Genomic DNA, 23,902 nt, shown 5'->3' on the forward strand with positions numbered 1-23,902 from the left:
CGTATTCCTTTTGTACGGAGAAGCTTTGTGCGATGTCTTTGAGGGACAGGCTCGACGCTGTCCAATACGCCAGACCCAGTGGGTCCGCTGGACGGTTGAAATAAGCGATGTAAAGCTTTTGGATATCACTAGCTGCATTAGCCATTTAGAACTCCTAATTTATGATTTAAAAAGTGCGAAGCTTGCTTTTTAGGCACCTACTCGCGTTACGGCAAGCAGATAGTCGCAGATGCACCATATCAAGGATGTGATGCAAATCACATTCTCAAAAAAAAGCAAGGCAACACAACATTTGGCGCTCATCTTTCCCGGGTTTTCGATTTGTTCTGCAGAAACAGCTTGCAAATGGAAAATCCGGATGTGACTTTGCCAACCTATTATTATAAGGGGAGCTTCCCGGTAAACCCAAATGAATATTACGTTACAGGAAATGCAGAAATCATTTATCCCTTTGCTATGCAGCAGCAATGGCAAATCGCGGGAAAAATCTGCGTCTTTGGCAGACGGGACGATAGCTATAGAGAGCAGCAATGAGAATGTCCGCATCCATACAGGAACACAACGCGCACATTAATAGCGTATTGGATGCTCTTGACATGTAATTTAAGCAGAGTCCAAGTTACGTTTGCTCACAAAATTGTTTGACCGTAATTCGTTCATCAAGGCACCTGAAGCAATCATTGCGAGAAACCAGACTTTTTATTGCCAAAAAGACTGTCTTGCAATAAGCATCGCACATTGACGTAAAAAAACAACGAAATAAGCTATCAATCACAAAGAAAGTCATTGACACAAACAAAAAGGCTCCGCAATCGCGGAGCCTTTTTGCAAATTAGTGCCAAAAACTATTTCTTATTCCAGTAAGTCACACCATAAGCATAACGATTACCAGCATTGTCTAGCCTGGAAGAGAATACATAAGCCGCAGTACCGCCTTTTTCTGCCGTGACCGCACCATTCACCTGCATATTATTAGGGTAAGTATTTTGATCGCCGCCAGCCAAAGCCCCGTTGGCACCAACAACTCCCTGTGCCTGCAAGGCGAAACGCTCACTGCCGGTCAACAAATCAAAGCTGGTGGCAAAACTGGATTTTGCAAAATCCAGTTGCAACTTACCGTTCTCAAGCTTGGCAGCAGCTTCCAGTCCTTTTTGATCGACGACGACAGCCTGGCTATCCATCAAGGAAAATCCCATTGTTCCCGTGGCTGGCACCTGCCATTCAGCTCCTTTGCTGACAGACACCTGATAGCGGTTGTTCAGCCCGACAGTGGTAGCACCACTTTTTTCAAGCTTGATCACATCAAATTGTGCACCTTGCCCCAGCACATCAATCCACCGCCCCCACACTATAGTATTAGTCAGGGCAGCGCTGCTGCCATTACCTGTACCGGTGCCATTACCGTTACCAGTTCCTGTATTGATACCGGAGTTATTTCCTACCGCAACGGTTTGTTTGACTCCACCAACCTTGGTCGGATCAAGGTTAGGATCAACTACTGTAGGCGCAACCGATGCCGAAGAACCGCCAGCGGCTGCCTTGACGCCAGGCTCATCCGGGCGTGGTGGCGCTACTGCATCAGGCGCAAGACCCGCTGCAGCCTGCAATAGCTGCGGCTTATTCTGGCCTTTATTGATTTGAAGCAACAACCCCTGTTGGCGCGCAAACAACTCCGTGGCGGCACTCCCTTCGCAAGGACCACGTCCCTGTGGAGAACAGGCACCATCAAAACCACTGACTACGACGCCCCCCTCAACCACTGCAATACGGGTTGTATCAGCGGTAGTAAAGACGGTGAAGTCAGTACCACGCACGCCGATGGCAGCCACAGGCGTGTTAAACCGGAAATTTTGTCTTGCCAATTTGACTGCGCTGCCAGAAACACTACGCGCCACGCCATTCAGCAATTCCAGTTTGATGCTGGTATTTGCCGGATTTTTTTTATCCACGTGATAAGTCACTATGCGCGCTTCACTATTGGGGCGCACAATCAACAGGCCATCATCAATGGTTTTCATATAGATGTAGCCTTCAGCTCCTGTCTTGATACTGGAACCTTCTTGCACAGCACTGCCGATGACAGCAGTCTTGCCGTCGATTTCAACCTTGCCCCATATGGCAGTCACCTTCGCGGCCTCGCCGGCGAACGCCATTGCAGGAATCGCCAGCAGAAATGCCAGGCTCCATTTTGCCAACAGGCGCAGCGCATTTTCGGTGTTGCTTTTCATATTTAATCCTCACTTGCCCATGTTCTGGCAAAGTTCTTTCTACCGGACACCCATTGTTCCAGTCAATATCAGCACTTATTTTGTTATTATCCACTGATATTCAAATATTATTGTGATGACGGTCACAATTTACGATTTCCAGCTACTATATCATTTTTTGCCTAAGCCATTGAAAATAGAGGGATTATTATAAAAATCCACAACATGACGGGATCAGAAGGCCATGATTGCAGGTGAAAATGAGACACCACCGATTTATGATTGCCTGTTTCATCGCATGTTTTCACGCTGAATTGATGGTATTGCACAAAAATGATGCGTAAAAATTAGCACAATTTAAACATTTCAGATTATCATGCAGCCGAATAAATTTTGATCGGCACAACAATCAAATACCTCTTGCACAGTGAATAATTCAACGGCTCTTCTTACCTGATCATGAGGCATGCACTTAATTTTTTTTTGCGCATCCAGGCAAAAACTTATTTATGGCTGTTGATCGCGGCAATGGCGGTAGGGCTCTGTGCAGTCAATCAATGGCTGCCTGAGACTGATCGCCTGTTTTCTGGTGATGAATGGCTGCGTGATCACTTTGTCCGGTTCAGCGCAAAAGAGTTGCCAGAGGAACGACTGGCCCTGATCGATATTGATGACCACAGTATCGATGTTCTGGGTGCGGCGCCGTGGCCACGTACCCGGATTGCGGATCTGATAGAAAAACTGATCGTAGAGTTTGATGTGCGTGGTGTCGCGCTGGATATTTACTTTGAAGAACAGAAAGATACCGTCGGTGACCAGAGGCTCGCCATGCTGGCCGCCCACGGACCGGTAGTGCTGGCCCAGGCCTTCGATTTTAGCAGGGATAAGTCAACACCTGCGCGCAATGGTCAATTGACAGGTGGCAAACCACTGGCTGCGCCGAAACCCGGCGATCCTCCCAGAATGGCCCGTGCAACAGGTTACATCGCCAATCATGAAGGATTGAACAAGGCACGATTTATCGGCAATATTGGTTTTGTCCCGGACAAGGACGGAACTTTACGACGAATTCCGGTTCAGACTCGTTTCGGTGACAAAGTGTATGACGGTTTGTCGCGGGTCTTGCTCGAATGTTGTTCCAAGATACGGCCGGAGCAGTTATTCCGGGCGAAAAGCCGCTTTTCAGATGTCGACGAAAATGGTTTCTCACGGGTAGAGTACAGCCGCAGCTTGTCGTCATATGATGTGGTACCCGCCTTACATGTTTTGCAGGATGCAGTGCCGCTCGAAACTTTGCGCGGCAAATACATTATTATCGGTTCGTCATCCCTGAGTCTGGCAGATCGCGTACCAACACCGCTGTCTCATTTGACCAGCGGTTTTCTGGTCCATGCGCAGGCGCTGACCACCTTGCTTGATGAACAGGAAGGACGTGTCTATGAGAAGTGGCCAGGTGGCCTGATTGCCCTGCTGTTCAGTGCACTGACTGCCGGCATTGCGGTATTCATGTTTCCGCGCTTTTCGGCATTGTCGAATACCCTGATGCTGGCAGCGGCGTCCGCACTCTGGATGGTGCTGGCCTACAAGGTGGTTGAGCATGACATGTGGTTTTCACCTGTCAGCCCCTTGATGTCAAACTTTTTTTTGTTGGCGGTAGCGGTTCCTTTTGGTTGGCAAACAGCGCAACGCAAATCGCGCCGCTTGCTGGGAACATTGCAGCAATATGTAGCCAAGGCAGTCGTGCAGGAATTATTGCGTAGTGACTTGAAAGACCCCCTGGCGCCGCGTCAGCTTCACGTCACCACGCTCATTGCTGATATGGAAGGCTATACCAGCCAGGTAGAAAATTTGCCGATGGAACAGGCTGCCAGTTTGACGCGGGAATTTCTGGAGTGTCTGACAGCGCCGGTGCTGGCAAAGGGTGGCACCCTGGACAAGTACACTGGCGATGGCCTGGTCGCCTTTTGGGGTGCACCGCTGCCGGTTGAAAATCATGCCGACCTGGCGGTCGATGCAGCGATCGAGATCGTCAGAAACGTCAGGAAATTAAGTACCCAATATGAGCTACAAGGGAGAAAAAAGATTAGAGTACGAATTGGCATAGAAAGCGGCATCGCCATCGCAGGAGATTTTGGAAGTTCATTCCGCAGCATCTATACTGCCGTCGGGGACAGCGTGAATACCGCGTCACGATTGGAAGATGCCGCACGCCATTACCCTTACGACATCATCATCGGCAAGGGCACTGTCGATGGTTCAACCAGGCATCATTTCCAGTCATTGGGAGAACGCCTGTTAAAAGGCAAGGAAAAACCGACTGCCATCTATACGGTAGAGGTTTCTGCATGAGGGGTTTCAAACTGTTGCGCCAGCTACCACTCTGCATCTTGATTGCCCTGCTGACACAGCAAGCAGCGCGTGCCGACGATGGCACAGAAAATGACGCACTCTACATTGACGCCCTGAAAGCCATCAGTGAAAAACGCCATGATGACGCCAAAATCATGCTGGCCAAGCTCATAGAAAAAATGCCACAGCATGGGGGTGCACTGCTTGATCTGGCCATGCTGCAATGTGAACTTGGCAATAAGGAAGAAGCGGACAGGCTGTTCCAGACCATGAAGGCAAGCTTGCCGCTGTCCGGTGAGCAATTGCACAAGCTTGAATTATTACAGCCAAAAAATTGTATTCCACGCAATCCGGACAGAAAATTCGCGGTGACACTGGAAGCCGGCTATGACAGCAATGTGAACCAGGGTGCCAGCAACCCCAACTTCATTCTGGGTAGCGGCGCACAACAATTGGAATTGCAACTCCTGCCAGAATACCAGCCCAAAGCAGACCGCTTCGCCACGGTATCAGCCAATGCCTCGCAAGAGTTCGGTAAAACTGGCACCTTGGCTTACACACAGTTGCGCTTGCGCAATTACGAATCCCTGTCGACATTCAATACTGCCGCCCTTGCGTTTGGCCTGGAACAACCATGGAATTGGCGGGACCATAATTTTCGCGCAACCGGCCTGTTCAGCCTGCTGACCCTGGGAGGTCAGTTGTATCAAAAGCAAGAAATTCTGCAGTTGCGCCTGACACCGCCAGCCCGTCAATCAAGTCCCTGGCATTTCAGCACCATTGCCAGCTATAGCAATGTCCAGTATCCGACCTTGTCCAATTTTGATGCGCATACCTGGGAACTACGTGGCCTGCTCTCTTATGAGAATGAAAAATTCCTGCTGCAAGGTGGGCTGGCCTATATGGCTGACCGTGCTCATGCTGATCGCCAGGGTGGGCATCGTCAGGGCTATTACAGCTTCCTGAATCTCAGAAGACAACTATGGCAGCGCTATGAGCTTGAACTCGGCTGGAACCGGCAGTTATGGCAAAGCCAGACCATCTATTCCCCGAATCTGATCGAGGTCGCACGGAGCCAGGATACACAAATGCTGAAAGCGGCAGTGAGTTGGGTGATGGCCGACCGGCAGACATTGCAACTGGAATTTAGGGCCACAAATAACAAAGAAAATATATCCATCCTTCAATACAATGGCAAAACTCTGCAATTGAGCTGGCAGTGGCAGAATTTTTAGCAAGGATGCAGCATAGATGGAGTTATCAGTTTTTACCAGCCAGGCCGTGTTTTGGCTGTTTGCCCTGTCGGCAATGCTGGTGTGTGTAGGTAGTTTGTTGCCAGCCAAATGGATGCCGCCGATCAAACACGACAAATTTGCCCATTTTGTCGCATTTGGCGGCATGGTCTTGATTGCTCGCATACTCGTGGCAAATTTGCATGAGTTGGCGGCCTGGTCTGTCGGCTTGCTGGTCGCCGGATTTTGCATAGAGTTATTGCAAGGTTTTGTGCCTGGGCGTCAATTTTGCTGGAAAGACCTGCTTGCCAATGCTGCAGGCATCAGTTCAGGACTGCTGGTTTGCCTGCTACTGGACTATATTCTCGCAGCCAATTAAGCCGCATATGCCTGCAACATTGATAGAACAGACATATTAAATAGGCATGAAAGCAGCAGAAACCTGCGAATAAAGACTGTGCATTTATACGGACTTTCGCCAAAATCACAAAAAATCGGTGAAAATAGGCGGAATAAAGACCGGTTGCTTTAAACGGTAAGCTATCCCGGCAGGGAATGGTGATGCCCAGGCAGACTTTGCAGACATGATTTGATATTGTGATAGTCGTCACCATCTAACACTAAAATCATCATGTGATGCGTGGATGACACATAGCTGCATGAAGCGAATGGAAAATCCATCGTCAAATCAGACGGCGTGTCGGCCGCAACAATGGATTAAGCAATGACAGTATCAAATAATGAAGTCGCTGTGATCAATAGCAAGGCCCCGGCTACGGAGCAGGTTAGTGCCTTGCCCGGGCAATTGCAGATCAAGATACCGATACAGACCAAGGTCCAGGTCAAAGTCAATCAAATCACCATCAACCTGCGGAATATTCCCCTGCTGACCGGTCTGAGCGATGAAGACATGGGCAAGGTCAAAGCTGATATGCGCGTCCGCCATTTCAACAAGCGCGACGTGGTACTGCAAAAAGGCGGCATCGGTGACAGCCTGCTGTTTTTGCTGTCCGGGCAATTGCAAGTCGTCGATGTCACGGAAGATGGACGTGCCATCGGTCTGCGTATGCTCAAGGAGGGAGATTTCTTCGGTGAAATTGCCATCATCAACGGCACTCCCAGATCAGCCTCGGTCGTCGCCTTGAGTAATGTGCTGGTCGGTTTTTTACCCAGCGTCACAGCACTGCACCTGTTTTCCCACTCGCCGGCCATGGCCAATATGATGCTGCGACATCTGGCAGAGAAAATCCAGCGCGATTCAGAATTCCGGGCGCTGCTGAGTATCAGCAATACCTCGCGGCGGATTTACGCCTTTATTGCCTTGTTCAAAAATATCATGCCCGGTAATCTCGAAGTCATCGAAAACCTGCCTACCCACCAGGACATCGCGATGATGATCAATACCAGCCGTGAAACCGTCACCCGGGCACTATTGCACCTGGCGCAACAAGGTATCGTCGAAAAAGACCTGCACCGCCTCATCATCCGCAAGCCGGATGAATTGCAGAAACTGGCCCTGGGCGCCGGTCTTTGAAACCATGCACCGCTGCACCATCACACTATCAGTTACGCTAAATCGCCTGGCTGACGATGCTATTTAACTCATTTGGCTTTTTGTTTGTGTTTTTGCCGGTCACGCTGGCAATCTGGCTATTGCTGCAAAAAAAGGCCGGGCTACGCGTCGCCTTGAGCTGGCTGGTTCTCGCCTCCTTGTTTTTTTATGCAGTCTGGGATGTCCGTTATTTAGTGGTACTCCTGACTTCCATCAGCATCAATTTCTGGCTGGGGGGGCGCATTTTACATGTCCGTCAGCAAGGTGCTGATCGCCGCGCCGGGTGGTGGCTAAAAGCTGGCATAGGTTTCAATCTGCTAGTGCTTGGGGGCTTCAAATACACGTATTTTCTTGCGGCAAATCTGTTTGCCCTGTTTCAGGCCGCGCCCCCCTTCGACCCTATCGTTTTACCGCTCGCCATTTCATTCGTGACTTTCCAGAAGATTGCCTATCTGGTCGATTGCCGGCGCGGGCAAGTGCAAAGGCATGATGCACTCGACTATCTGTTCTTTGTTTCTTTCTTCCCGCAATTGATTGCCGGCCCCATCGTTCATCACAAACCGCTGATTGCACAAGCCAACATCGACAGCAACCCTCTGTTTTCACAGAAGGAAGCACTGGTGACCGGCTTTTCTTTTCTGGCGCTGGGCTTGTTCAAAAAGACTATCCTGGCCGATAGCCTGGCGCGCTATGCCAGTCCGGTATTTGAACTGGCCAGACTGACAGTGCCGGGCGGCGAGGCGGCCTGGCAAGCCATGCTGGCTTATACATTGCAATTGTATTTCGACTTTTCAGCTTACTCCGACATGGCCATCGGCCTGGCGTTGATGTTTGGTTTCAAATTACCGGTCAATTTCTTTTCCCCCTATAAAGCGACATCCATCATCGATTTCTGGCGCCGCTGGCATATGACTTTGTCGAGTTTCTTGCGTGACTATCTGTACATTCCGCTGGGCGGGAACCGTCATGGTGAAGTCAAACGTTATCGCAATCTGTGGCTGACGATGCTGCTGGCCGGTATCTGGCATGGTGCAGGCTGGAACTTCATGCTGTGGGGGGCATTGCATGGCAGCATGTTACTTATCAATCATTTCTGGCATCACTTGCTGAAAGGCAGGCCCGCATTGACAAAAGCATGGCAAACCCTGCCCGATGTCATCATGATCGGCCTGACATTTCTACTGGTGGCGTTTGCCTGGATACTCTTCAGGGCCACCGACATGAACAGTGCCTTGCATATGTATGCCGCCCTGTTGCACCCCTTCTCTGGCAGTGCCATGCCTGCCTTGCCCTGGCATGCCCCGGTACAGTTTGTAGAAGGCTTGCTCAGCGCTTCCCCGGATCTGGCGTGGGCATGGATAGGGTTAGGCCTGCTGACCGTCTGGTGCCTGCCTAATTCCGTGCAACTGCTCTCCTATGAAGCCGATGCCAATGTCCGCCTCAAGACCATCGCTTCCAGAATGCAGGTCGCACTGGGCATAGGCTGCGGTACTTGTTTCTGGCTGGCATTGAAATGGATGGCCGTGCGACCCGCCACAGAATTCCTCTACTTCAATTTTTAAGGAAGTCAGGGCATGAAAAAATTCTGGATCAGCGTCGCAAGCATCTTTCTCATAGGGTCGGTTTCATGGATCATAGGTATCAAATACCAATTGGGTTCTGGCACCGCTAGCTCGCGCTGGGTGTTTGATGCCTACCAGCACAAAATACATGCCGCGCAACAAGCCAGCGGGCCGCGGGTATTGATCGTCGCTGGCTCGAACGCCTTGTTTGGCATAGATTCCGGCATGCTGGAGCAAGACTGGCAGCGCCCGGTCATCAATCTTGGCGTCAATGCAGGACTCGGCCTGCCCTATATATTGGACCTGTCCAAACGGGTGGCCCGTCGCGGCGACATTATCCTGATGCCGATGGAATATGCCTTGTATCTGGATGAAGGCAAAGCCAATGCCCAGGTCATTGACTACGTCATGGCACGCGACCTCGATTACTGGCGCAGCCTGGGACGTGGCGGGCAATTGAAATTTGCTACAGGCCTGAGTGCAGAACGCTTGCTGAATGGATTGCGCCATTTACCCGACGCGCCAGTGACCAGTGGCACTTACGGTGCCCACCATCTGGATGCGCGTGGTGATCAAACCCATACCAGCCCCGCTGAACGCACGCCTGGCGACATCGCTGCTGTCAAAGCAGTCAAAGCCTGGAATTATGGCCACAGAGCCAATACCGAAACCGGTGGCTGGAACAGCATCGCAGACTATGCACTATGGGCAAAAAGTCAGCAAATCTGCCTGATAGCCGTACCCACCGTGTTGCTGCACCACGCAAAATATGACACAGACGCAGAAGACCAACTGTTTTACACACAATTGCCAGACCATCTGAAGCAACTTGGGGTGGAGTTTCTGGGCAAGCCGCAAGATTTCATGTATCCGGCAAGCTGGTTTTTCGATACCGACCATCATTTGCAGGATTGGGCCCGAGCCAAGCATACTGCCCGCCTGATACAGCTATTGCATACCAGACCGCAAACAGCCTGCGGTCACTAAGATCGTAAACAGTTTCTAACCGCAGGTCTGCAACTTGGCTCCACCAGACTTACAGCCTGCCGATTTCTATATCCAGAGTATTGGCCACACCGTCGATGATATTCAACAAACGCTGTGACAAGGCTGGCCATTGGCGGGTTGAAGTCCATGCCAGCGCCTGAGCAGCTTTCTCACTCAAGGCTTGCTGGTCATCCAGGATAGCGGCAATGCCACGGGCCAGATCATCTGGTTCAGTGCCTGGCAAGATATGTACCGCCTCTTTCACGTCGTCAAAAATTGACAACGGCGTCACCGCGACTGGGCACCCCGATGCCAGGCCCATGCGCACAGCAGCGCTCGAAGATTCCTGTGTTTGCTGGTAAGGATAAACAATCAGGTCGGCTTGCTGCAGCCAGGATTGACTGACTTCATCTGTCAGGTAGTCGGTCAGGAAAGTAACACGGTCCTGTATGTTCAGTTCATGCGTCAGGCCGTAGCATAGATGATATTCATGTTGCGACAAGCCCGCCGGATACAGTGAAGTCACCAGTAATAAGCGGTAATCCTCATGCTCTTTTGCCAGCATGGCAAATGCCTTGATCAAGGACAATATGCCTTTATGCGGCAACAAGAAGCCATAGGCGGCAATGACGGTTTTGCCGTCCAGGTGTCGTGCATCTATCAGCGATGATGCACGCACCTGGGTAGGCATCAGCCCCTGCGGGAAGAAAACCAGGTTGTCTGTTATCCCAAAATCCTTGAGCCGGTTCAAGTCATCAATGCCATGTACGAACAGGCGCTCTGCCATTTTCAATGCGGGCACGATATTCCGCAAAGAAATCACGTCCTGTCCAAATGGGACATCCGCCGTGGAATGGAAGAAAACATACACCGGAATCTGGTCTGCTTTCAGGCGCTCTATCAGTTTTGCCAATGTAGACAAAGGGAAGAAACCAAAATTGTACTGAACCACGATGGCGTCGAGTTTTTGCTCCTGAATATTCAGGTAAGCATAGTCCAGTGTTTCTTCCATGCTGGCTTCCCAGCAACGGATGACATTAGCTGCATCGCGCGCCGTTCTTTCCGGGATATAGCTACTCAGAAATACCAGCCGGTCTGCCGGTATGCCAGAGGAAAGGAAAGAGGAATAGGATGCAATGCCGCAGCGTGCATTCCAGCTGCTGATCCAGCCTATGCGGGGTTCCTTGCGCAACAGTGGCTGCTGCTCAAGCGCAGCAATCGCCTGCCGCGTGCGGTCGGCGACATTCGCCCAGGCATAATTTTGAGAAATGAAATCATATGCTGCTTCTGTCCTTGCAGTAATCAAGTCGGCAGGACAGGCATGGACTTCTTTCATCAAGGCCGCCAGGTGCACAATATCCGGATCGGCCCAGGACGAATGCGAGGAACTGAAGTGCGATGTCGACTTGGCGAAATGATAGTCACATAACCAGGCCCGGCCATCATTGCAGAAATCCATTTGCCCGCTCCAGGCCGTGGTGATGACAGGCAGTTTCATCAACATGGCTTCTGCCACTGGCAAACCGAAACCCTCACCACGGCTGGGAGCGACGACCGCATCACATGCCTCGTACAGGGCCTTTATTTTTCCTTTGGAATAGTCATCCATAATGATGCACACATGCGGGAAGTGGACATCCGCTTGCTGCATCGTATACAGTTGTTCGGCTACGTCATTGTGCGGATTCGGGAAAGTCTTGATAACCAGGCTGACATCATCCGTATCGCGGAAAATCTGACCATAGGCGGCCAATAAAGCGTCCACCCCTTTGCGCGGGAAAGCGGATGAAATATGCAGGAAACGATAGGTCTTCAAACCCGACAACAGGTCCTGCGCAAGTGGCTCGGCTGCGATATGAAGCAAATGATCAACGCCATTACCCACCGCAGCAATCGGCACCCGTACACCACTGTCACGCAATACTTTGCCGACAAAGCGCGATACCACCGTAATCAGATCCAGCTTGCGATTAAATTCATTCACAAATTCAGCAGGAAAACCGGTTTCTTCCCATCCATAGGAATGCACTACCCGGACTCTGGCCTGCATGTCGTCCAGCGTCGGCGGGTAACAATTACGCAGCACCAGGTCGGGCATGTCCCTTGCATTCCGGCTTAGCTCCTGCATGGCCGCCAGATCCGGATTGGCTACCAGAAAAGCCGCAGATGCAACAATATCGCCATATCCTTCGCGGCTGCGCAAGCCCAGAGGATGCTGTTTTTCCATTTGTGGTGACAATGCCCGGGCCAGTTCCGCATTCACGATCGCCAAGCTGTAGCTGGAATCAAACGGCCCTTCCAGCTGCCACCTGGCAGCAGAAGCAGCGCTTGAACCGGTATCTGGATGGGGAATGGACACGTCCAGCCCTTGCAAGAATGCCTGTAACGCGTGCTTGATCTGCTGCCTGGAAAAACGTTCTACATTTTGCCTTTGGGTGGCAATGATACGCCGGCGCAACGCTGGTTCACTCAACACCATGTGCACATGTGCAGCACAGGTCGCCGGGCTGACGTCGGCGTCCAACAGCATACCTGCGGCCCCCATGGTGGCACTGACACCTTCTGTAGTGCGGGCGATCACAGGCACGTCATGCAACATGGCCTCGATCAAAGGCATACCAAAACCTTCATGCTCGCTCAGACTGACATACACATCGGCACTGCGGTACAGTGCCAGCAAATCAGCCTCATCCACTTTTCCGGTGATCACTACCTGGGTATTCAAACCGAGCTTCTGGATATGTTCACGTACCTGCTGTTCATATGGCATGCTGGTGACGCCACCGGCCAGTATCAGGCGTACCGGCTGGCGCGAAAAATAGCGTAATTCCTGCAACATCTCGACCAGTTGCAATTGATGTTTGTGCTCACAAAACCGTCCGACAAAAAGAATATTGTGGGCATCACGCAAGCTGTTGATCCGTTCAACATGGTAGGTATGTCCCTGCCATCGCGTCACATCCACCAGCAAAGGTATAGTCGCAATATTCGGGTAATTTGCATCACGCAATTCGGCGCAATTGATATCCGAATCACCAATCGCTGCCTGAAAATCCGGCATCCATAATTTCAATTGCTCCCGTCCCAGAATACTCAGTTCAGGCAAGCCGTTTTCTGGCAGGAATTGAGGTGGCGTAATATTGTGATAAACCAGCACCTTGCGGGCTTTGATCTGTTTGAGCCACGCACAGTTTTCATACCCCAGGCTATGATGCACCAGCAATACATCGCTGCTGCCGAGGTTCAGTTCACTGATGTGCCTGACTTCGTCGCGCACTTCATCCTGCACCAGGTCGCAAAAGATAGCCGATTCAAAGCCCATTTCCCGCAACAGACTGCGGGTAAAAAACATGCCATTGCTGACGCCGTCGCCTCTTCCGCAGGAAGGGCTGAATTGATGTATCTGCATCTTATTTGCGACCTATGACTGCATAATCCTGCGCACCGAACAACTCTTTGTTGATCACTGCTTCCACCGCCGTTCCACCGTGCAGCAAGTGGTCGTCGGGGTAGGGATGCAGGCGCAAAATCTCGGCATGCGCAAAACCGCGTTGACGCGCCATGAATTCAGCCACCTGCGGCACAATCGGATGCAAATGCGTAGGATCAAAATAGAAGTTGCAAGCGCCGACTTTCAGATTTTCCGGATTCGGCGTTTCAAAAATAATGACACCGCCAGGACACAAGGCATGACGGGCAGCATCAAACAAGGCAATCAATTGCTCAAATGGCAGATGCTCAATAATCTGAAAGCCGGTCACCGCACCGATACTGCCAGCCTCTTGTTCGCGCAGGTAAGCGATGGCATCGGCATGGCGTACCAGAAAACCCCGGTCCAGACAGGCATTGACCATGGACTGGTTCATGTCCACGCCCATGGCTGGAATGCCTTGCTCATCCAGCAATTCCAACCATTCACCGCGTCCACAACCGACATCAATCACCATTTTGCGCTGGTCTTTGGGTTCAGCGCTGATAGCCGACAAATACGGCAAATAGACCTTCAAGCGGTCCTTGATATCTTCACGGGAACCGCGGAACAAGGCTTCAAATTCCAGATAAAACTGGTCCTGGTCAAAATCGCTGGTGGCAACCGGGCTCTGCATTACTGGCTTGGGCAGTAAGGCCCTGGCCGGAACATCGGTCTGATCAATAATCGTATTGACCATGTTGCCAGCCTGATGTCGTTCATTTTGCAGACTGGTCCGCATCATCAGATTCACCGAACGTAACTGCCGCCCAATTTGCAGGCGATCAAGCTGCATCAGGCGGCTACCTATGTCCAGTGCGTCATATTGATCCATGCGCATGGCAAGCTTGGGCGCTTCGAGTTCGGCAATACGCTGGCTTTGCACATGGAGTTGCTGTTGCAAATCAGCATATTGCTGTTGCAAACCGTCTATCCGGCCATGCAATTGTGTTAACGCCACCTCGGTCTGAAAACGGGTACGCGGAAGACGCAATAAAGCATTACACCAGGCCAGTGCATAACCAAGCCCCGGTATACGACGAATTTTTTGCCTGAGCCCGGGGGCTGGGGGCAGGGAGCCCGGTGCAGGCCCCGCTTGCGGGTTCTGGTTTGCCGCGCCGGAGTCCGGATTCATGCCTTCCCTTGCTTTTGACTGTTTTGCTACCACTTGTTGAGCCACATCTTGCACAGGAGTGCCATGTCTTCTGCGATGCTGTATGACACTGGCCTTTTCAGCCAGCTGCTGTATTTCGGATTCGGATTTGTTCTGTATCGCCATATAATCAGAGTGTTTTATTCATAATTAGCGGCAAATGATCAGTTTTTGAACCGCAAAAAGGGGTAGAAGTATAAATGATGATGTAAACTGCGACGAATTTATCGACGCCAGCTTTATTTCTACGAAATGCCAGCCGCGCTGCAAGAAGTCATGTTCTGCTAGTGCAGCTAAAGTTTAACCACCCGGATGCCGCCAGTTTAGCGTATTCAGCGCTTACCCACATCCGCCGTACCCTGAACGACAGGCGCGGGCGTCGTATTGCAAAAGATTTATATTTTATAATTATCTGCCAAACGGCAAAGAACACAAGAAAGTTAACATGTTATTACAGCCTGTCATTCTCTCCGGGGGTTCCGGAACCCGGTTATGGCCGCTATCTCGTGAAAAGCACCCGAAACAATTGCTCGCCCTGATAGGCGAAGAAACCATGCTGCAAGCAACCGCCACACGTGTGCGCGACTTTGATGGCAGTATTGGCGTTGCCCAAAGAATGATCGTGGTCTGCAATGAAGAATACCGCTTCATCACGGCAGAACAGTTGCGGGTCGCTGGCTTCAGCGATTGCACGCTGCTATTGGAACCAGCCGGCCGCAATACGGCCCCGGCACTGACACTGGCCGCTTTTTCCGCCATCGCCAGCGACAGCGACGCGGTATTGCTGGTCATGCCGGCAGACCACGTGATCAATGACAAACCTGGCTTTCACCAGGCCATACAAAACGGCTTGCAACAGGCGCTGGATGGTGCCATGGTGACGTTCGGGATAGTTCCTGACCGCCCTGAGACTGGTTACGGCTATATCCAGACTGGCGACCTGGTGGCAGGTACCCAAGTCCGCGAATTGCAGGCCTTTGTAGAAAAACCGGTGCTCGAAGTGGCGCAGCAATACCTGCAAGGTGGCCGTCATTTATGGAACAGCGGCATCTTCATGATGCGCGCCAGCACCTGGCTGAAAGCCATACAGCACTTTAACCCGGCCATGCATGCTGCCTGTCAGGCATCCATGCAAAAGGCCAGCCTGGATTGCGATTTTGTCCGTGTCGACAAAGAAGCCTTCCTGTCCTGTCCTGCCGACTCCATCGACTATGCGGTCATGGAAAAACTTGGCAGTGACCATAGCTTGAATATCCCCGGCTATGTCGTGCCATTTGACGCCGGTTGGTCAGATGTAGGCGCATGGGATGCCGTGTGGCAGGTATCTGACAAGGATGATCGCGGCAATACCGTGCATGGGGATGTATTGTTGGAAGATTCGCGCAATTGCCTGGTGATTTCCGACAGTCGCCTGGTGGCTTGCCTCGGTCTGGAAGATGTGATCGTGGTAGAGACACCGGATGCGGTACTGGTCACCAACAAGGCCAATACCCAGAATATCAAGCGGGTCGTGACCAGGCTGAAAGAAGAAAACTACACACAAACAGACAATCACCGTAAAGTCTACCGCCCCTGGGGGCACTATGACTCTGTGGATAGCGGCGAACACTTTCAGGTAAAACGCATCGTGGTCAAACCGGGTGGCCGCCTGTCCATGCAAATGCACAACCACCGCGCCGAACACTGGATCGTGGTCAGTGGTACTGCTCTGGTGACACGCGGTGACGAAGTCATGACCCTGGTGGCCAATCAATCCACGTATATTCCTCTTGGCGTCAAACACCGTCTGGAAAATCCGGGAATCACCGATCTGGAACTGATTGAAGTACAATCTGGCGCCTATCTTGGCGAAGACGACATCGTCCGTTTTGATGATATTTATGGTCGTGTCGCGGGTTAATTCCCGTTAAGGAAAGCAAAGCTTTGAAAGCCGTACTTCTCTCACTGTGGCATTACCGTCACTTTATTCTATCGTCCATCAAGGCTGAATTTTCAGGCCGGTTTGCCCGCAGTAAACTGGGGGCCATATGGATGATACTTAATCCACTGGCGCAGGCCACCATCTTCGCTATCGTGTTATCCGAAGTGCTGGCCACCAAGATGCCAAACATCGATAACAAGTCTGCCTATGCCATTTATCTGATGGCGGGCATGTCTGCCTGGGGCCTGTTTTCGGAAATCATCACGCGCTGTACCACGGTGTTTATCGACTATTCCAATACACTCAAGAAAATCGCGTTCCCGCGACTGTGCCTGCCGATGATCGTCGGCGGTAGTGCCCTGTTGAACCACCTCTTGTTGCTGGCAGCGATTGCCGTGGTGTTCCTGTTCTTCGGCCATATGCCGACCTTGGCCTGGTTGGCCTTGCCCATAGGCATGCTATTGATCGTCATGTTTGCATTTGGTCTGGGAATCTTGCTGGGCCTGCTGAATGTATTCTCGCGCGATGTCGGCCAGGTAATGGGGATCGTCCTGCAATTGTGGTTCTGGTTCACACCGGTGGTGTATTTGAGTGACACCCTGCCCAAACGCTATGCTGTCATGTTGAACCTGAATCCGATTACACCGCTGGTCAAGATTTATCAGAATGCGATGCTGTATGGCACACATCCTGCCCTGGCCGATCTGTTGACACCTTTCTTGTGGTCAGCAGGTTTGTTTCTATTTTCTTTCTGGATTTTCCGGCGTGCCAGCGCAGATCTGGTGGACGCGCTATGAGTCAAATTGTATTGAGTGTCACCGGCGTTGGTAAACGCTATACGAAATTCGGCGGCCTGTTCTCGCGCCTGCTGCAATGGGCTGGCTTGCCGGTCAAACCTGCCTATGAATACTGGGCCAATCGCGATATCAGCTTCAATGTACCTGCGGGACAGGCAGTGGCCATCATCGGTCAGAACGGTGCCGGCAAAAGTACACTGCTGAAGATGATCACCGGAACAGTACGCCCTACTACCGGCAATATTGCTGTCAGTGGACGCATCAGCGCCATGCTGGAACTGGGACTGGGTTTCAACCCGGAATTCTCGGGCCGGCAAAATGCCTATATGGCGGGCGGCTTGACGGGTCTTAGTGGCGAGCAACTGGATCAGTTGATGCCGGGCATAGAAAGCTTCGCCGAAATCGGTGCCTTCTTTGACCAGCCGCTACGCGTGTATTCCAGTGGCATGCAGGCACGCCTGGCTTTTGCCGTGGCAACTGCAGTACGCCCCGATGTCCTGATCGTGGATGAAATCCTTTCAGTAGGTGACAGCTATTTCCAGCACCGCAGTTTTGACCGCATACGCCAGTTCAAGGAACAGGGTACCTCCATCATCCTGGTCACCCATGGCATGAGTGACGTACGCAGTTTATGTGATCACGTGATCCTGATCGACAAAGGCTGCGTCATCAAGCAGGGCGCACCCGATGAAGTCGTGGATTTTTACAATGCCATGATTGCACGTAAGGAAAATGAAAAACTCGAGATTGAACAGCAGCGCAACGAACAAGGCTGGTTGCAAACCCGTTCTGGCACCGGACAGGCTTCCGTCACCAAATTGAGTCTGCGTGCCCAGGACAGCGATCAGGTACTGGCTGCGGCACAGGTAGGCCAAAAAGTGAAGCTGGTGGCAGAAGTCCAGTTACGCGCGGATATCCCGGAACTGGTGCTGGGTCTGATGCTGCGCGACAAACAGGGCAGCGTCATCTGGGGTAGCAACACCTGGCATACCGGTCAGGTACAACATGGCTTGCAGGCTGGGGATACCCTGGAATTCGTCCTGCCATTTGAATGCCCGCTGGGGCCAGGGTCTTATTCTGTCACCACGGCGCTGACCAAGGCGGAAACCCATCTGGATGAAAACTATGAATGGTCCGATAACCTGCTGGTGTTTGATGTCATCAATGTTGAGCATCCGCAGTTCATAGGCAGTAACTGGTTGCGTGGCGAATTCCAGATTAATAAGCAAGAAGCTGCCTGAGATTGACTGCTAAGAACGTGTTTGCGATCTTACTGCGCGGGCGTGATCGGGGCTCATGCGCTGCTCAAAATGCTCATGTACTAAAGTACATTCCGCTTTTTGCGCTGCTCTTCACTCCCGCTGACGCTCGCTCGCTACAGATCGTAAACACGTTCTAACAGCTCGCCGCCAGCCTATTTTTATTGGCGGCGATGCTGGTCAATGACCTGTTGATAAAGGCGAGCATAATTGCTCGCCATTTTGTCGGCAGTAAATAATTCTGTATAGCGTTGCTGCGCGCACTGCCCCATTTGTGCCGCTTCCTGCGGATGCGCCAGCAAATATTCCATCGCCTGACGGAATGCAGCCGGATCACTGGGCGGCACTACCAGCCCGGTCTGGCCTGCCACGTTGATATACGTTGTGCCGGTACCGATCTCGCTGGAAATCATGGGCTTGCCAAACATCGCCCCTTCCAGCAGGGAAATGCCAAATGCTTCTGAACGCAGGTGGGATGGAAAAGCCAGGGCATAGCACAAGGTCAGCAAGGCGACCTTGTCGGGTTCCGGTAAAGCCCCCAGGAAATGCACATTCTTCAGGTTCAGGCTTTCAGCCTGGCGCTTCAGTTCGATTTCTTCTGGACCGTCACCAACGATGACGATGGGAATGCCGGTGTCTGCCGCCGCTTCCAGCAAAATGTGCAAACCCTTGTAGTAGCGCAGCATTCCCACAAACAGGAAAAATTTTTCACCTACTTTTTGACGCCAGTGCGCCAGTAATTCAGGTGAGGGGACGGGATAGATACTCTTGTCCAGCCCATAGGTAATCACTTCGGTTTTATCTTTGTACAACTCCAGCGTCGGGCTGGTGGCTAGATAATTGGGGGAAGTGGCAACGATGCGGTCGACATCGCGCAAGAACTGGTGCTTGAGCGGTGCGTACAGCTTCAGCAGGTATTTTTGACGGACGATATCCGAATGATAGGTAACAACGCTGGGTTTTTTGATGCGCCCCAGAAAATGGGCAATATCCATGAATGGCCAGGGGAAGTGATAGTGCACCACATCGGCCTGCGCCGCCAGCTCGACAAAACGGGACAGGGCAGACCAGGAAAAGCCGGTAGAAGCAATTTCAAAATTCAGGTGTGCTCTATGGACCTTGTGTCCTTCAAATTCGATCAGCGGTCGCCCTGGTTCACGTGTCAGTGTCAGCACTTCGTTTTCCACACCCAGGCGCGTCGTCCCTACCGCCATCTGGCGTATGACTTGCTCCACGCCACCATAGGTGTCGGGGTAGTAGGTGCGGTAGAAGTGCAGAACTTTCACTATGCGCCGTCCTTATCTGGATTGAACCAGGTGATACGCGGCAACCGTATTGCGTACACAGGCTTCCCAGGTCAGCTCTGCAGCACGCTGTAAACCGCGTGCCTTTGCTGTAGCCCGCCAGTCTTCGTCTTCCAGGGCCTGACGCAAACCATTCCGTATGGAATCCACATCCGCCGGATCCACCAGCATGGCAGCACCGCCAGCCACTTCCGGCATGGACGAACAATTGGAAGTCAGTACCGGCACCCCACTGGCCATCGCTTCGGCAATGGGCAAGCCAAACCCTTCATACCACGATGGATAGGTAAACAGACGGCAACCAGCATATAGTATAGGCAGTAATTGCTGATCGACAAAACCCAGGTATTTTAGCCAACCCTCACGCCCGGCCTTTTCTATATCGTCGTGTATGGCCTCGCTTTGCCAGCCCTCGCCACCAACCAGCACCAGTGGCCAGCGTTCACGAAGCGGTTGTGGCAAACCACGATAGGCTGCCAGCAAATGTGTGAGGTTCTTGCGTGGCTCTATGGTAGAGACAAAAAAACTGTAACCATCCGGCTGCAAGCCAAATTCTTTCAATATCGGGGCCGCCTCTGCTGCGGTATAAGGATGAAAAACCTCATCCACTCCCAATGGTACGGCCTGCACCTGTTGTTCTTTCAGGCCAAATTCCTGCAAGACTTCCAGACGGGTTGCCAATGAATCCGTAATCACCAGGCTGGCACGTGTGATAGCTTCCGGTATGGCAGTACGCATGCGTACCACCCTGCCCTTTGGGTGCCATTCCGGATAACGGTACACCGACAAGTCGTGTATGGTCACCAGGCTGGGTAAACGGCTTTCAGGAACAAAGTAATTCGGGCTGTGGAATAAACCATTGGCAACCCGATTCAACTGATGGCCTGCAAGCACTGGCAGGATTTTTCCGTACAAACGGGAAAATGCCTCCACCCGTCCCAATTGCTGACGCAGGCGCTCTTTATATCCGGGTTTGGCGGGCTGGACTGATCTGGCACTGATTGTTGGCGGTTTTTTTTGTGCCTGTTCGATACACGGTAACTCGCGCCAAAAGCCATCCGACAGATACCGTACCGATCCAATACCGGGTTGTGTCGGCAAACGTGTCGCCAGTTCCCACGCATATCGGCCTATGCCCGCCAGCGGCGGCCGTATGGCCTCAATGGAGAGTACGACGTTCACGCTGCATCCTTTGCCTGGAGCATCCAGGCCAGTGTATCGCGCAAGGTGATCTGCGGCAGATCACCTATGCATTCGCGCAAGCGACGACCATCACCCACCAGTTTATGTACTTCATTGGCGCGCACAAATGCGGGATTGACATGCACCTTGATTGCATAACCAGCCAACTCGCCAGCCATCTGCAACACCTCACGCAAACTGTATGCAGTGCCGGAACAGATATTAAAGGTCTGCCCTGTCGGTGCCAGTTCCAGCAAACGTGCATAAGCCAGGGCAACCGTGCGTACATCGGAGAAATCACGGGCGACATCCAGATTGCCCAACTCGATATCTGTCGCCTGGCGTCGATAATGCTGAACGATTTTAGGCAGCAGGAAATTTTCCGTCTGTCCGACACCAGTGTAATTGAAAGGGCGGGTCACAATGATGGGCAATTTATCCATCCACAAACGCGCCACATGTTCCATCGCCAGCTTGCTGACAGCATAATCATTTGCTGGCAGTGCCGGTTCGGTTTCTGCAATCACTTCTGTTCTGGTATTGCCATAGATATTGGCACTGCTGGCCACCAGCACGGCGCGTGGTTTCTTGTCGAGCGCAGCCAGACCTTCCAGCAGGTTGCGCGTTCCGACCACATTGACGCGATAAATTTCTTCTGCATCACCGTGGGCTACAAACGAAATCGCCGCCAGGTGGGCAACCACGTCAGGCTGCACGTCTTCCAGCACTTGACGCAAACCTGGTTTGTCACACAGGTCAACCGAAAAATTGTCCGGCCCCTGTGATTCGGCACCGTGAGTCGTGCCAAATACGCGGTAACCAGCAGCCTGCAATTCTTGCGCCAGATAGCGACCTGTAAAACCTTTAATACCTGTGATCAGGGCGCGTGGCATCGCAGTCATCAGAACGACGCGCCGTTCTGATTACGACGCACATCAGCCTCCACCATCATCTGGCACAATTCTTCCAGCGTCGTTTTTGGTTCCCAACCCAATACCTGTTTGGCCTTGGCCGGATCACCGATCAACAATTCCACTTCGGCAGGGCGATAGAATTTTGGATTGACACGCACCAATACCTTGCCGGTCCTGCTGCAACTGGCAGTTTCATTTTCGCCTTCACCGGACCAGTTGAGCTGGATGTCCGCGGCCTTGAAGGCCATGGTCACAAAATCACGTACGGTTTCGGTGCGATTGGTCGCCAGCACAAAAGTATCTGGCTTATCGGCCTGCAACATGCGCCACATGCCTTCCACATATTCCTTGGCAAAGCCCCAGTCACGCTTGGCATCCATGTTGCCCAATTCCAGCACATCCAGTTTGCCCAGCTTGATCTTGGCAACCGAATCAGTAATTTTACGGGTCACAAATTCACGCCCACGCAATGGTGATTCGTGATTGAACAAAATACCGCTGCAGGCAAAAATGCCATACGATTCGCGATAATTGATCGACATCCAGTGTGCATATAACTTGGCGACACCATACGGGCTGCGCGGATAAAACGGTGTGGATTCGACTTGCGGTACGGCTTGCACCTTGCCAAACATTTCGGAAGTCGATGCCTGATAAAAGCGGATCTCGGTATTCACGATACGGATCGCTTCCAGCAAATTCAGGGCACCAATGCCGGTAATTTCCGTAGTGGTCAGCGGCTGCTCAAAAGACACGCCGACAAAACTTTGTGCCGCCAGGTTATATACTTCAGTCACACCGGTGGTTTGCAGCAGACGTATGCTGGCTGACAGATCCGTCAAATCATATTCGACCAGATGCAGTGCCGGATGTGCGGCAATACCCAGCTCTTCTATGCGCCAAAAATTGACTGAACTGGTACGACGGTAAGTACCATAGACGGTATAACCTTTTTCCAGCAGCAATTGCGCCAGATAGGCTCCATCCTGACCAGTAATACCAGTGATTAACGCTTTTTTACTCATTACAAAAAACCTCTTCGCAATTGCGAACATTCAACATTCTTTTTTTAATCAGATAATGAACCGCTCATTTGAAATCATCTGTGACAGCGGTCACAATTTATCCAAGGTTGCCCAGTATACAATGAGTGTTCGCCGCACTGCGGAAAATTAATGCAAGCGCTTGTAAGTGACGTTAATTATTAACACTTACACAATCAAAATTTCAATTGAAACTGAATTGCAACCGAATTTCGATTGAATCTCAACTGATATCCAGGCAATTCTTTAAACGATTATTCAGACTGCGCCGTAGCGCTTACGGTAATTTTCGACCGAATCTTTGTACATTGACAATTGCTCACTGGCGCTGACTGTAGACAAATAATCAAATAAATCGTTTAGATTGGCAATTGCGGCGACCGGCATGCCATACGCCTGGCTTACTTCCTGTGCCGCAGAATGCGTGGACAGCGCATCATCCTTGCCAGAACGTTCCATACGATCAAGTGCAATCAGCACGGCACATGGGGTGGCACCGGCATGACGGATGATTTCCACGGATTCTCGTACCGAAGTACCGGCAGAAATGACGTCATCAATAATGACGACTTTGCCTTCGAGCTTTGCACCAACGATGTTCCCGCCTTCGCCATGGTCTTTGGCTTCCTTGCGGTTATACGCAAAAGGGACGTTTCTGCCTTTGCGCGCGAGTGCCACTGCAGTCGCGGAGGCCAGGGTGATACCTTTGTAAGCCGGGCCAAACAGCATGTCAAATTCTATACCTGAGTCGAGCAAGGTCTGCGCATAAAAATCAGCAATGCGGCCCAGATTGGCACCGTCGTTAAACAGGCCGGCATTAAAGAAATAAGGCGACTTGCGCCCCGCTTTCGTCACAAATTCGCCAAAGCGTATGACACCGGCCTCTACCGAAAATTGTATGAATTCTTGTCTTAAAGTACTCAAAATAACCTCTGCTTAGCTACGTCACCACGGTCCCTGGCACCAAGGAT

18 protein-coding genes are annotated in these 23,902 nt (G+C 51.7%); 10 read left to right on the forward strand and 8 right to left on the reverse strand.

What is annotated here, in order from left to right; genetic code table 11:
• Positions 1 to 345: 345 nt before the first annotated feature.
• Positions 346 to 534: a hypothetical protein gene (locus ACO0LM_RS14370; RefSeq protein WP_423037973.1), complete on the forward strand. Its 189-nt coding sequence runs from the start codon at positions 346 to 348 to the stop codon at positions 532 to 534.
• 311 nt (positions 535 to 845) lie between these two features.
• On the opposite strand, the gene ACO0LM_RS14375 is transcribed toward ACO0LM_RS14370, so the two are convergent.
• Positions 846 to 2,228: a FecR family protein gene (locus tag ACO0LM_RS14375; RefSeq protein ID WP_423037974.1), complete on the reverse strand. Its 1,383-nt coding sequence runs from the start codon at positions 2,226 to 2,228 to the stop codon at positions 846 to 848.
• A gap of 507 nt (positions 2,229 to 2,735) precedes the next feature.
• Between ACO0LM_RS14375 and ACO0LM_RS14380 the strand changes: the two genes are divergently transcribed.
• The 6 genes from ACO0LM_RS14380 to ACO0LM_RS14405 all read left to right on the forward strand — a co-directional run bounded on the left by ACO0LM_RS14380 (position 2,736) and on the right by ACO0LM_RS14405 (position 9,889).
• The gene (locus tag ACO0LM_RS14380) at positions 2,736 to 4,556 is read left to right on the forward strand and encodes a CHASE2 domain-containing protein (RefSeq protein WP_423037975.1); all 1,821 of its coding nucleotides are present in this window, start codon (positions 2,736 to 2,738) and stop codon (positions 4,554 to 4,556) included.
• Positions 4,553 to 5,791, forward strand: a complete 1,239-nt coding sequence (locus tag ACO0LM_RS14385) for a tetratricopeptide repeat protein (protein WP_423037976.1) — start codon at positions 4,553 to 4,555, stop codon at positions 5,789 to 5,791. The genes ACO0LM_RS14380 and ACO0LM_RS14385 overlap by 4 nt, the downstream gene beginning before the upstream one ends.
• A 16-nt stretch (positions 5,792 to 5,807) precedes the next feature.
• Entirely contained in the window at positions 5,808 to 6,167 is a 360-nt protein-coding gene (locus ACO0LM_RS14390) for a VanZ family protein (RefSeq protein WP_423037977.1), read from the forward strand.
• A 345-nt stretch (positions 6,168 to 6,512) separates the two neighbouring features.
• Entirely contained in the window at positions 6,513 to 7,322 is an 810-nt protein-coding gene (locus ACO0LM_RS14395) for a Crp/Fnr family transcriptional regulator (protein WP_423037978.1), read from the forward strand.
• A 56-nt stretch (positions 7,323 to 7,378) separates the two neighbouring features.
• A complete protein-coding gene (locus ACO0LM_RS14400) occupies positions 7,379 to 8,902 on the forward strand; it encodes an MBOAT family O-acyltransferase (RefSeq protein ID WP_423037979.1) in 1,524 nt (507 codons plus the stop codon).
• Between the two features lie 12 nt (positions 8,903 to 8,914).
• Positions 8,915 to 9,889 (forward strand): hypothetical protein, encoded by a 975-nt coding sequence (locus tag ACO0LM_RS14405; RefSeq protein ID WP_423037980.1) that lies wholly within the window; start codon positions 8,915 to 8,917, stop codon positions 9,887 to 9,889.
• A 49-nt stretch (positions 9,890 to 9,938) separates the two neighbouring features.
• On the opposite strand, the gene ACO0LM_RS14410 is transcribed toward ACO0LM_RS14405, so the two are convergent.
• Both ACO0LM_RS14410 and ACO0LM_RS14415 read right to left on the reverse strand, forming a co-directional pair.
• Complete coding sequence (locus ACO0LM_RS14410; RefSeq protein ID WP_423037981.1) at positions 9,939 to 13,298, reverse strand: glycosyltransferase family 4 protein; 3,360 nt, start codon at positions 13,296 to 13,298, stop codon at positions 9,939 to 9,941.
• A gap of 1 nt (position 13,299) precedes the next feature.
• Positions 13,300 to 14,493, reverse strand: a complete 1,194-nt coding sequence (locus tag ACO0LM_RS14415) for a class I SAM-dependent methyltransferase (RefSeq protein ID WP_423037982.1) — start codon at positions 14,491 to 14,493, stop codon at positions 13,300 to 13,302.
• Between the two features lie 463 nt (positions 14,494 to 14,956).
• On the opposite strand from ACO0LM_RS14415, the gene ACO0LM_RS14420 reads away from it, so the two are divergent.
• Genes ACO0LM_RS14420 through ACO0LM_RS14430 form a run of 3 tightly spaced genes read left to right on the forward strand, consistent with a single transcriptional unit; the run spans position 14,957 to position 18,470 of the window.
• Positions 14,957 to 16,411, forward strand: a complete 1,455-nt coding sequence (locus ACO0LM_RS14420; protein ID WP_423037983.1) for a mannose-1-phosphate guanylyltransferase/mannose-6-phosphate isomerase — start codon at positions 14,957 to 14,959, stop codon at positions 16,409 to 16,411.
• Between the two features lie 23 nt (positions 16,412 to 16,434).
• The gene (locus tag ACO0LM_RS14425) at positions 16,435 to 17,229 is read left to right on the forward strand and encodes an ABC transporter permease (protein WP_422989838.1); all 795 of its coding nucleotides are present in this window, start codon (positions 16,435 to 16,437) and stop codon (positions 17,227 to 17,229) included.
• Positions 17,226 to 18,470, forward strand: a complete 1,245-nt coding sequence (locus tag ACO0LM_RS14430) for an ABC transporter ATP-binding protein (protein ID WP_423037984.1) — start codon at positions 17,226 to 17,228, stop codon at positions 18,468 to 18,470. Before ACO0LM_RS14425 ends, ACO0LM_RS14430 begins: the two co-directional genes overlap by 4 nt.
• A gap of 179 nt (positions 18,471 to 18,649) precedes the next feature.
• Here the strand turns inward: ACO0LM_RS14430 and ACO0LM_RS14435 are convergent, their stop codons facing one another.
• The 5 genes from ACO0LM_RS14435 to pyrE form a co-directional block, all read right to left on the reverse strand.
• The gene (locus tag ACO0LM_RS14435; RefSeq protein ID WP_423037985.1) at positions 18,650 to 19,774 is read right to left on the reverse strand and encodes a glycosyltransferase family 4 protein; all 1,125 of its coding nucleotides are present in this window, start codon (positions 19,772 to 19,774) and stop codon (positions 18,650 to 18,652) included.
• Between the two features lie 12 nt (positions 19,775 to 19,786).
• Positions 19,787 to 20,974, reverse strand: coding sequence for a glycosyltransferase family 4 protein (locus ACO0LM_RS14440; protein WP_423037986.1), 1,188 nt, complete (start codon positions 20,972 to 20,974; stop codon positions 19,787 to 19,789).
• Entirely contained in the window at positions 20,971 to 21,867 is an 897-nt protein-coding gene (locus ACO0LM_RS14445) for a GDP-mannose 4,6-dehydratase (RefSeq protein WP_423038119.1), read from the reverse strand. Before ACO0LM_RS14445 ends, ACO0LM_RS14440 begins: the two co-directional genes overlap by 4 nt.
• A gap of 8 nt (positions 21,868 to 21,875) precedes the next feature.
• The gene (gene gmd / locus ACO0LM_RS14450; protein ID WP_423037987.1) at positions 21,876 to 22,913 is read right to left on the reverse strand and encodes a GDP-mannose 4,6-dehydratase; all 1,038 of its coding nucleotides are present in this window, start codon (positions 22,911 to 22,913) and stop codon (positions 21,876 to 21,878) included.
• Positions 22,914 to 23,189: 276 nt separating this feature from the next.
• Positions 23,190 to 23,855: an orotate phosphoribosyltransferase gene (pyrE, locus tag ACO0LM_RS14455; protein ID WP_423037988.1), complete on the reverse strand. Its 666-nt coding sequence runs from the start codon at positions 23,853 to 23,855 to the stop codon at positions 23,190 to 23,192.
• Positions 23,856 to 23,902: the final 47 nt, after the last annotated feature.

This window comes from Undibacterium sp. Di26W, assembly GCF_049340265.1.
GTDB lineage: Bacteria > Pseudomonadota > Gammaproteobacteria > Burkholderiales > Burkholderiaceae_D > Undibacterium.

Excerpts from the sequence above, each read along its gene's own strand:
- ACO0LM_RS14370 (WP_423037973.1), top strand. The coding sequence starts at position 346 with ATGGAAAATCCGGATGTGACTTTGCCAACCTATTATTATAAGGGGAGC.
- ACO0LM_RS14375 (WP_423037974.1), bottom strand. The coding sequence starts at position 2,228 with ATGAAAAGCAACACCGAAAATGCGCTGCGCCTGTTGGCAAAATGGAGC.
- ACO0LM_RS14380 (WP_423037975.1), top strand. The coding sequence starts at position 2,736 with ATGGCGGTAGGGCTCTGTGCAGTCAATCAATGGCTGCCTGAGACTGAT.
- ACO0LM_RS14385 (WP_423037976.1), top strand. The coding sequence starts at position 4,553 with ATGAGGGGTTTCAAACTGTTGCGCCAGCTACCACTCTGCATCTTGATT.
- ACO0LM_RS14390 (WP_423037977.1), top strand. The coding sequence starts at position 5,808 with ATGGAGTTATCAGTTTTTACCAGCCAGGCCGTGTTTTGGCTGTTTGCC.
- ACO0LM_RS14395 (WP_423037978.1), top strand. The coding sequence starts at position 6,513 with ATGACAGTATCAAATAATGAAGTCGCTGTGATCAATAGCAAGGCCCCG.
- ACO0LM_RS14400 (WP_423037979.1), top strand. The coding sequence starts at position 7,379 with ATGCTATTTAACTCATTTGGCTTTTTGTTTGTGTTTTTGCCGGTCACG.
- ACO0LM_RS14405 (WP_423037980.1), top strand. The coding sequence starts at position 8,915 with ATGAAAAAATTCTGGATCAGCGTCGCAAGCATCTTTCTCATAGGGTCG.
- ACO0LM_RS14410 (WP_423037981.1), bottom strand. The coding sequence starts at position 13,298 with ATGCAGATACATCAATTCAGCCCTTCCTGCGGAAGAGGCGACGGCGTC.
- ACO0LM_RS14415 (WP_423037982.1), bottom strand. The coding sequence starts at position 14,493 with ATGAATCCGGACTCCGGCGCGGCAAACCAGAACCCGCAAGCGGGGCCT.
- ACO0LM_RS14420 (WP_423037983.1), top strand. The coding sequence starts at position 14,957 with ATGTTATTACAGCCTGTCATTCTCTCCGGGGGTTCCGGAACCCGGTTA.
- ACO0LM_RS14430 (WP_423037984.1), top strand. The coding sequence starts at position 17,226 with ATGAGTCAAATTGTATTGAGTGTCACCGGCGTTGGTAAACGCTATACG.
- ACO0LM_RS14445 (WP_423038119.1), bottom strand. The coding sequence starts at position 21,867 with ATGCCACGCGCCCTGATCACAGGTATTAAAGGTTTTACAGGTCGCTAT.
- gmd (WP_423037987.1), bottom strand. The coding sequence starts at position 22,913 with ATGAGTAAAAAAGCGTTAATCACTGGTATTACTGGTCAGGATGGAGCC.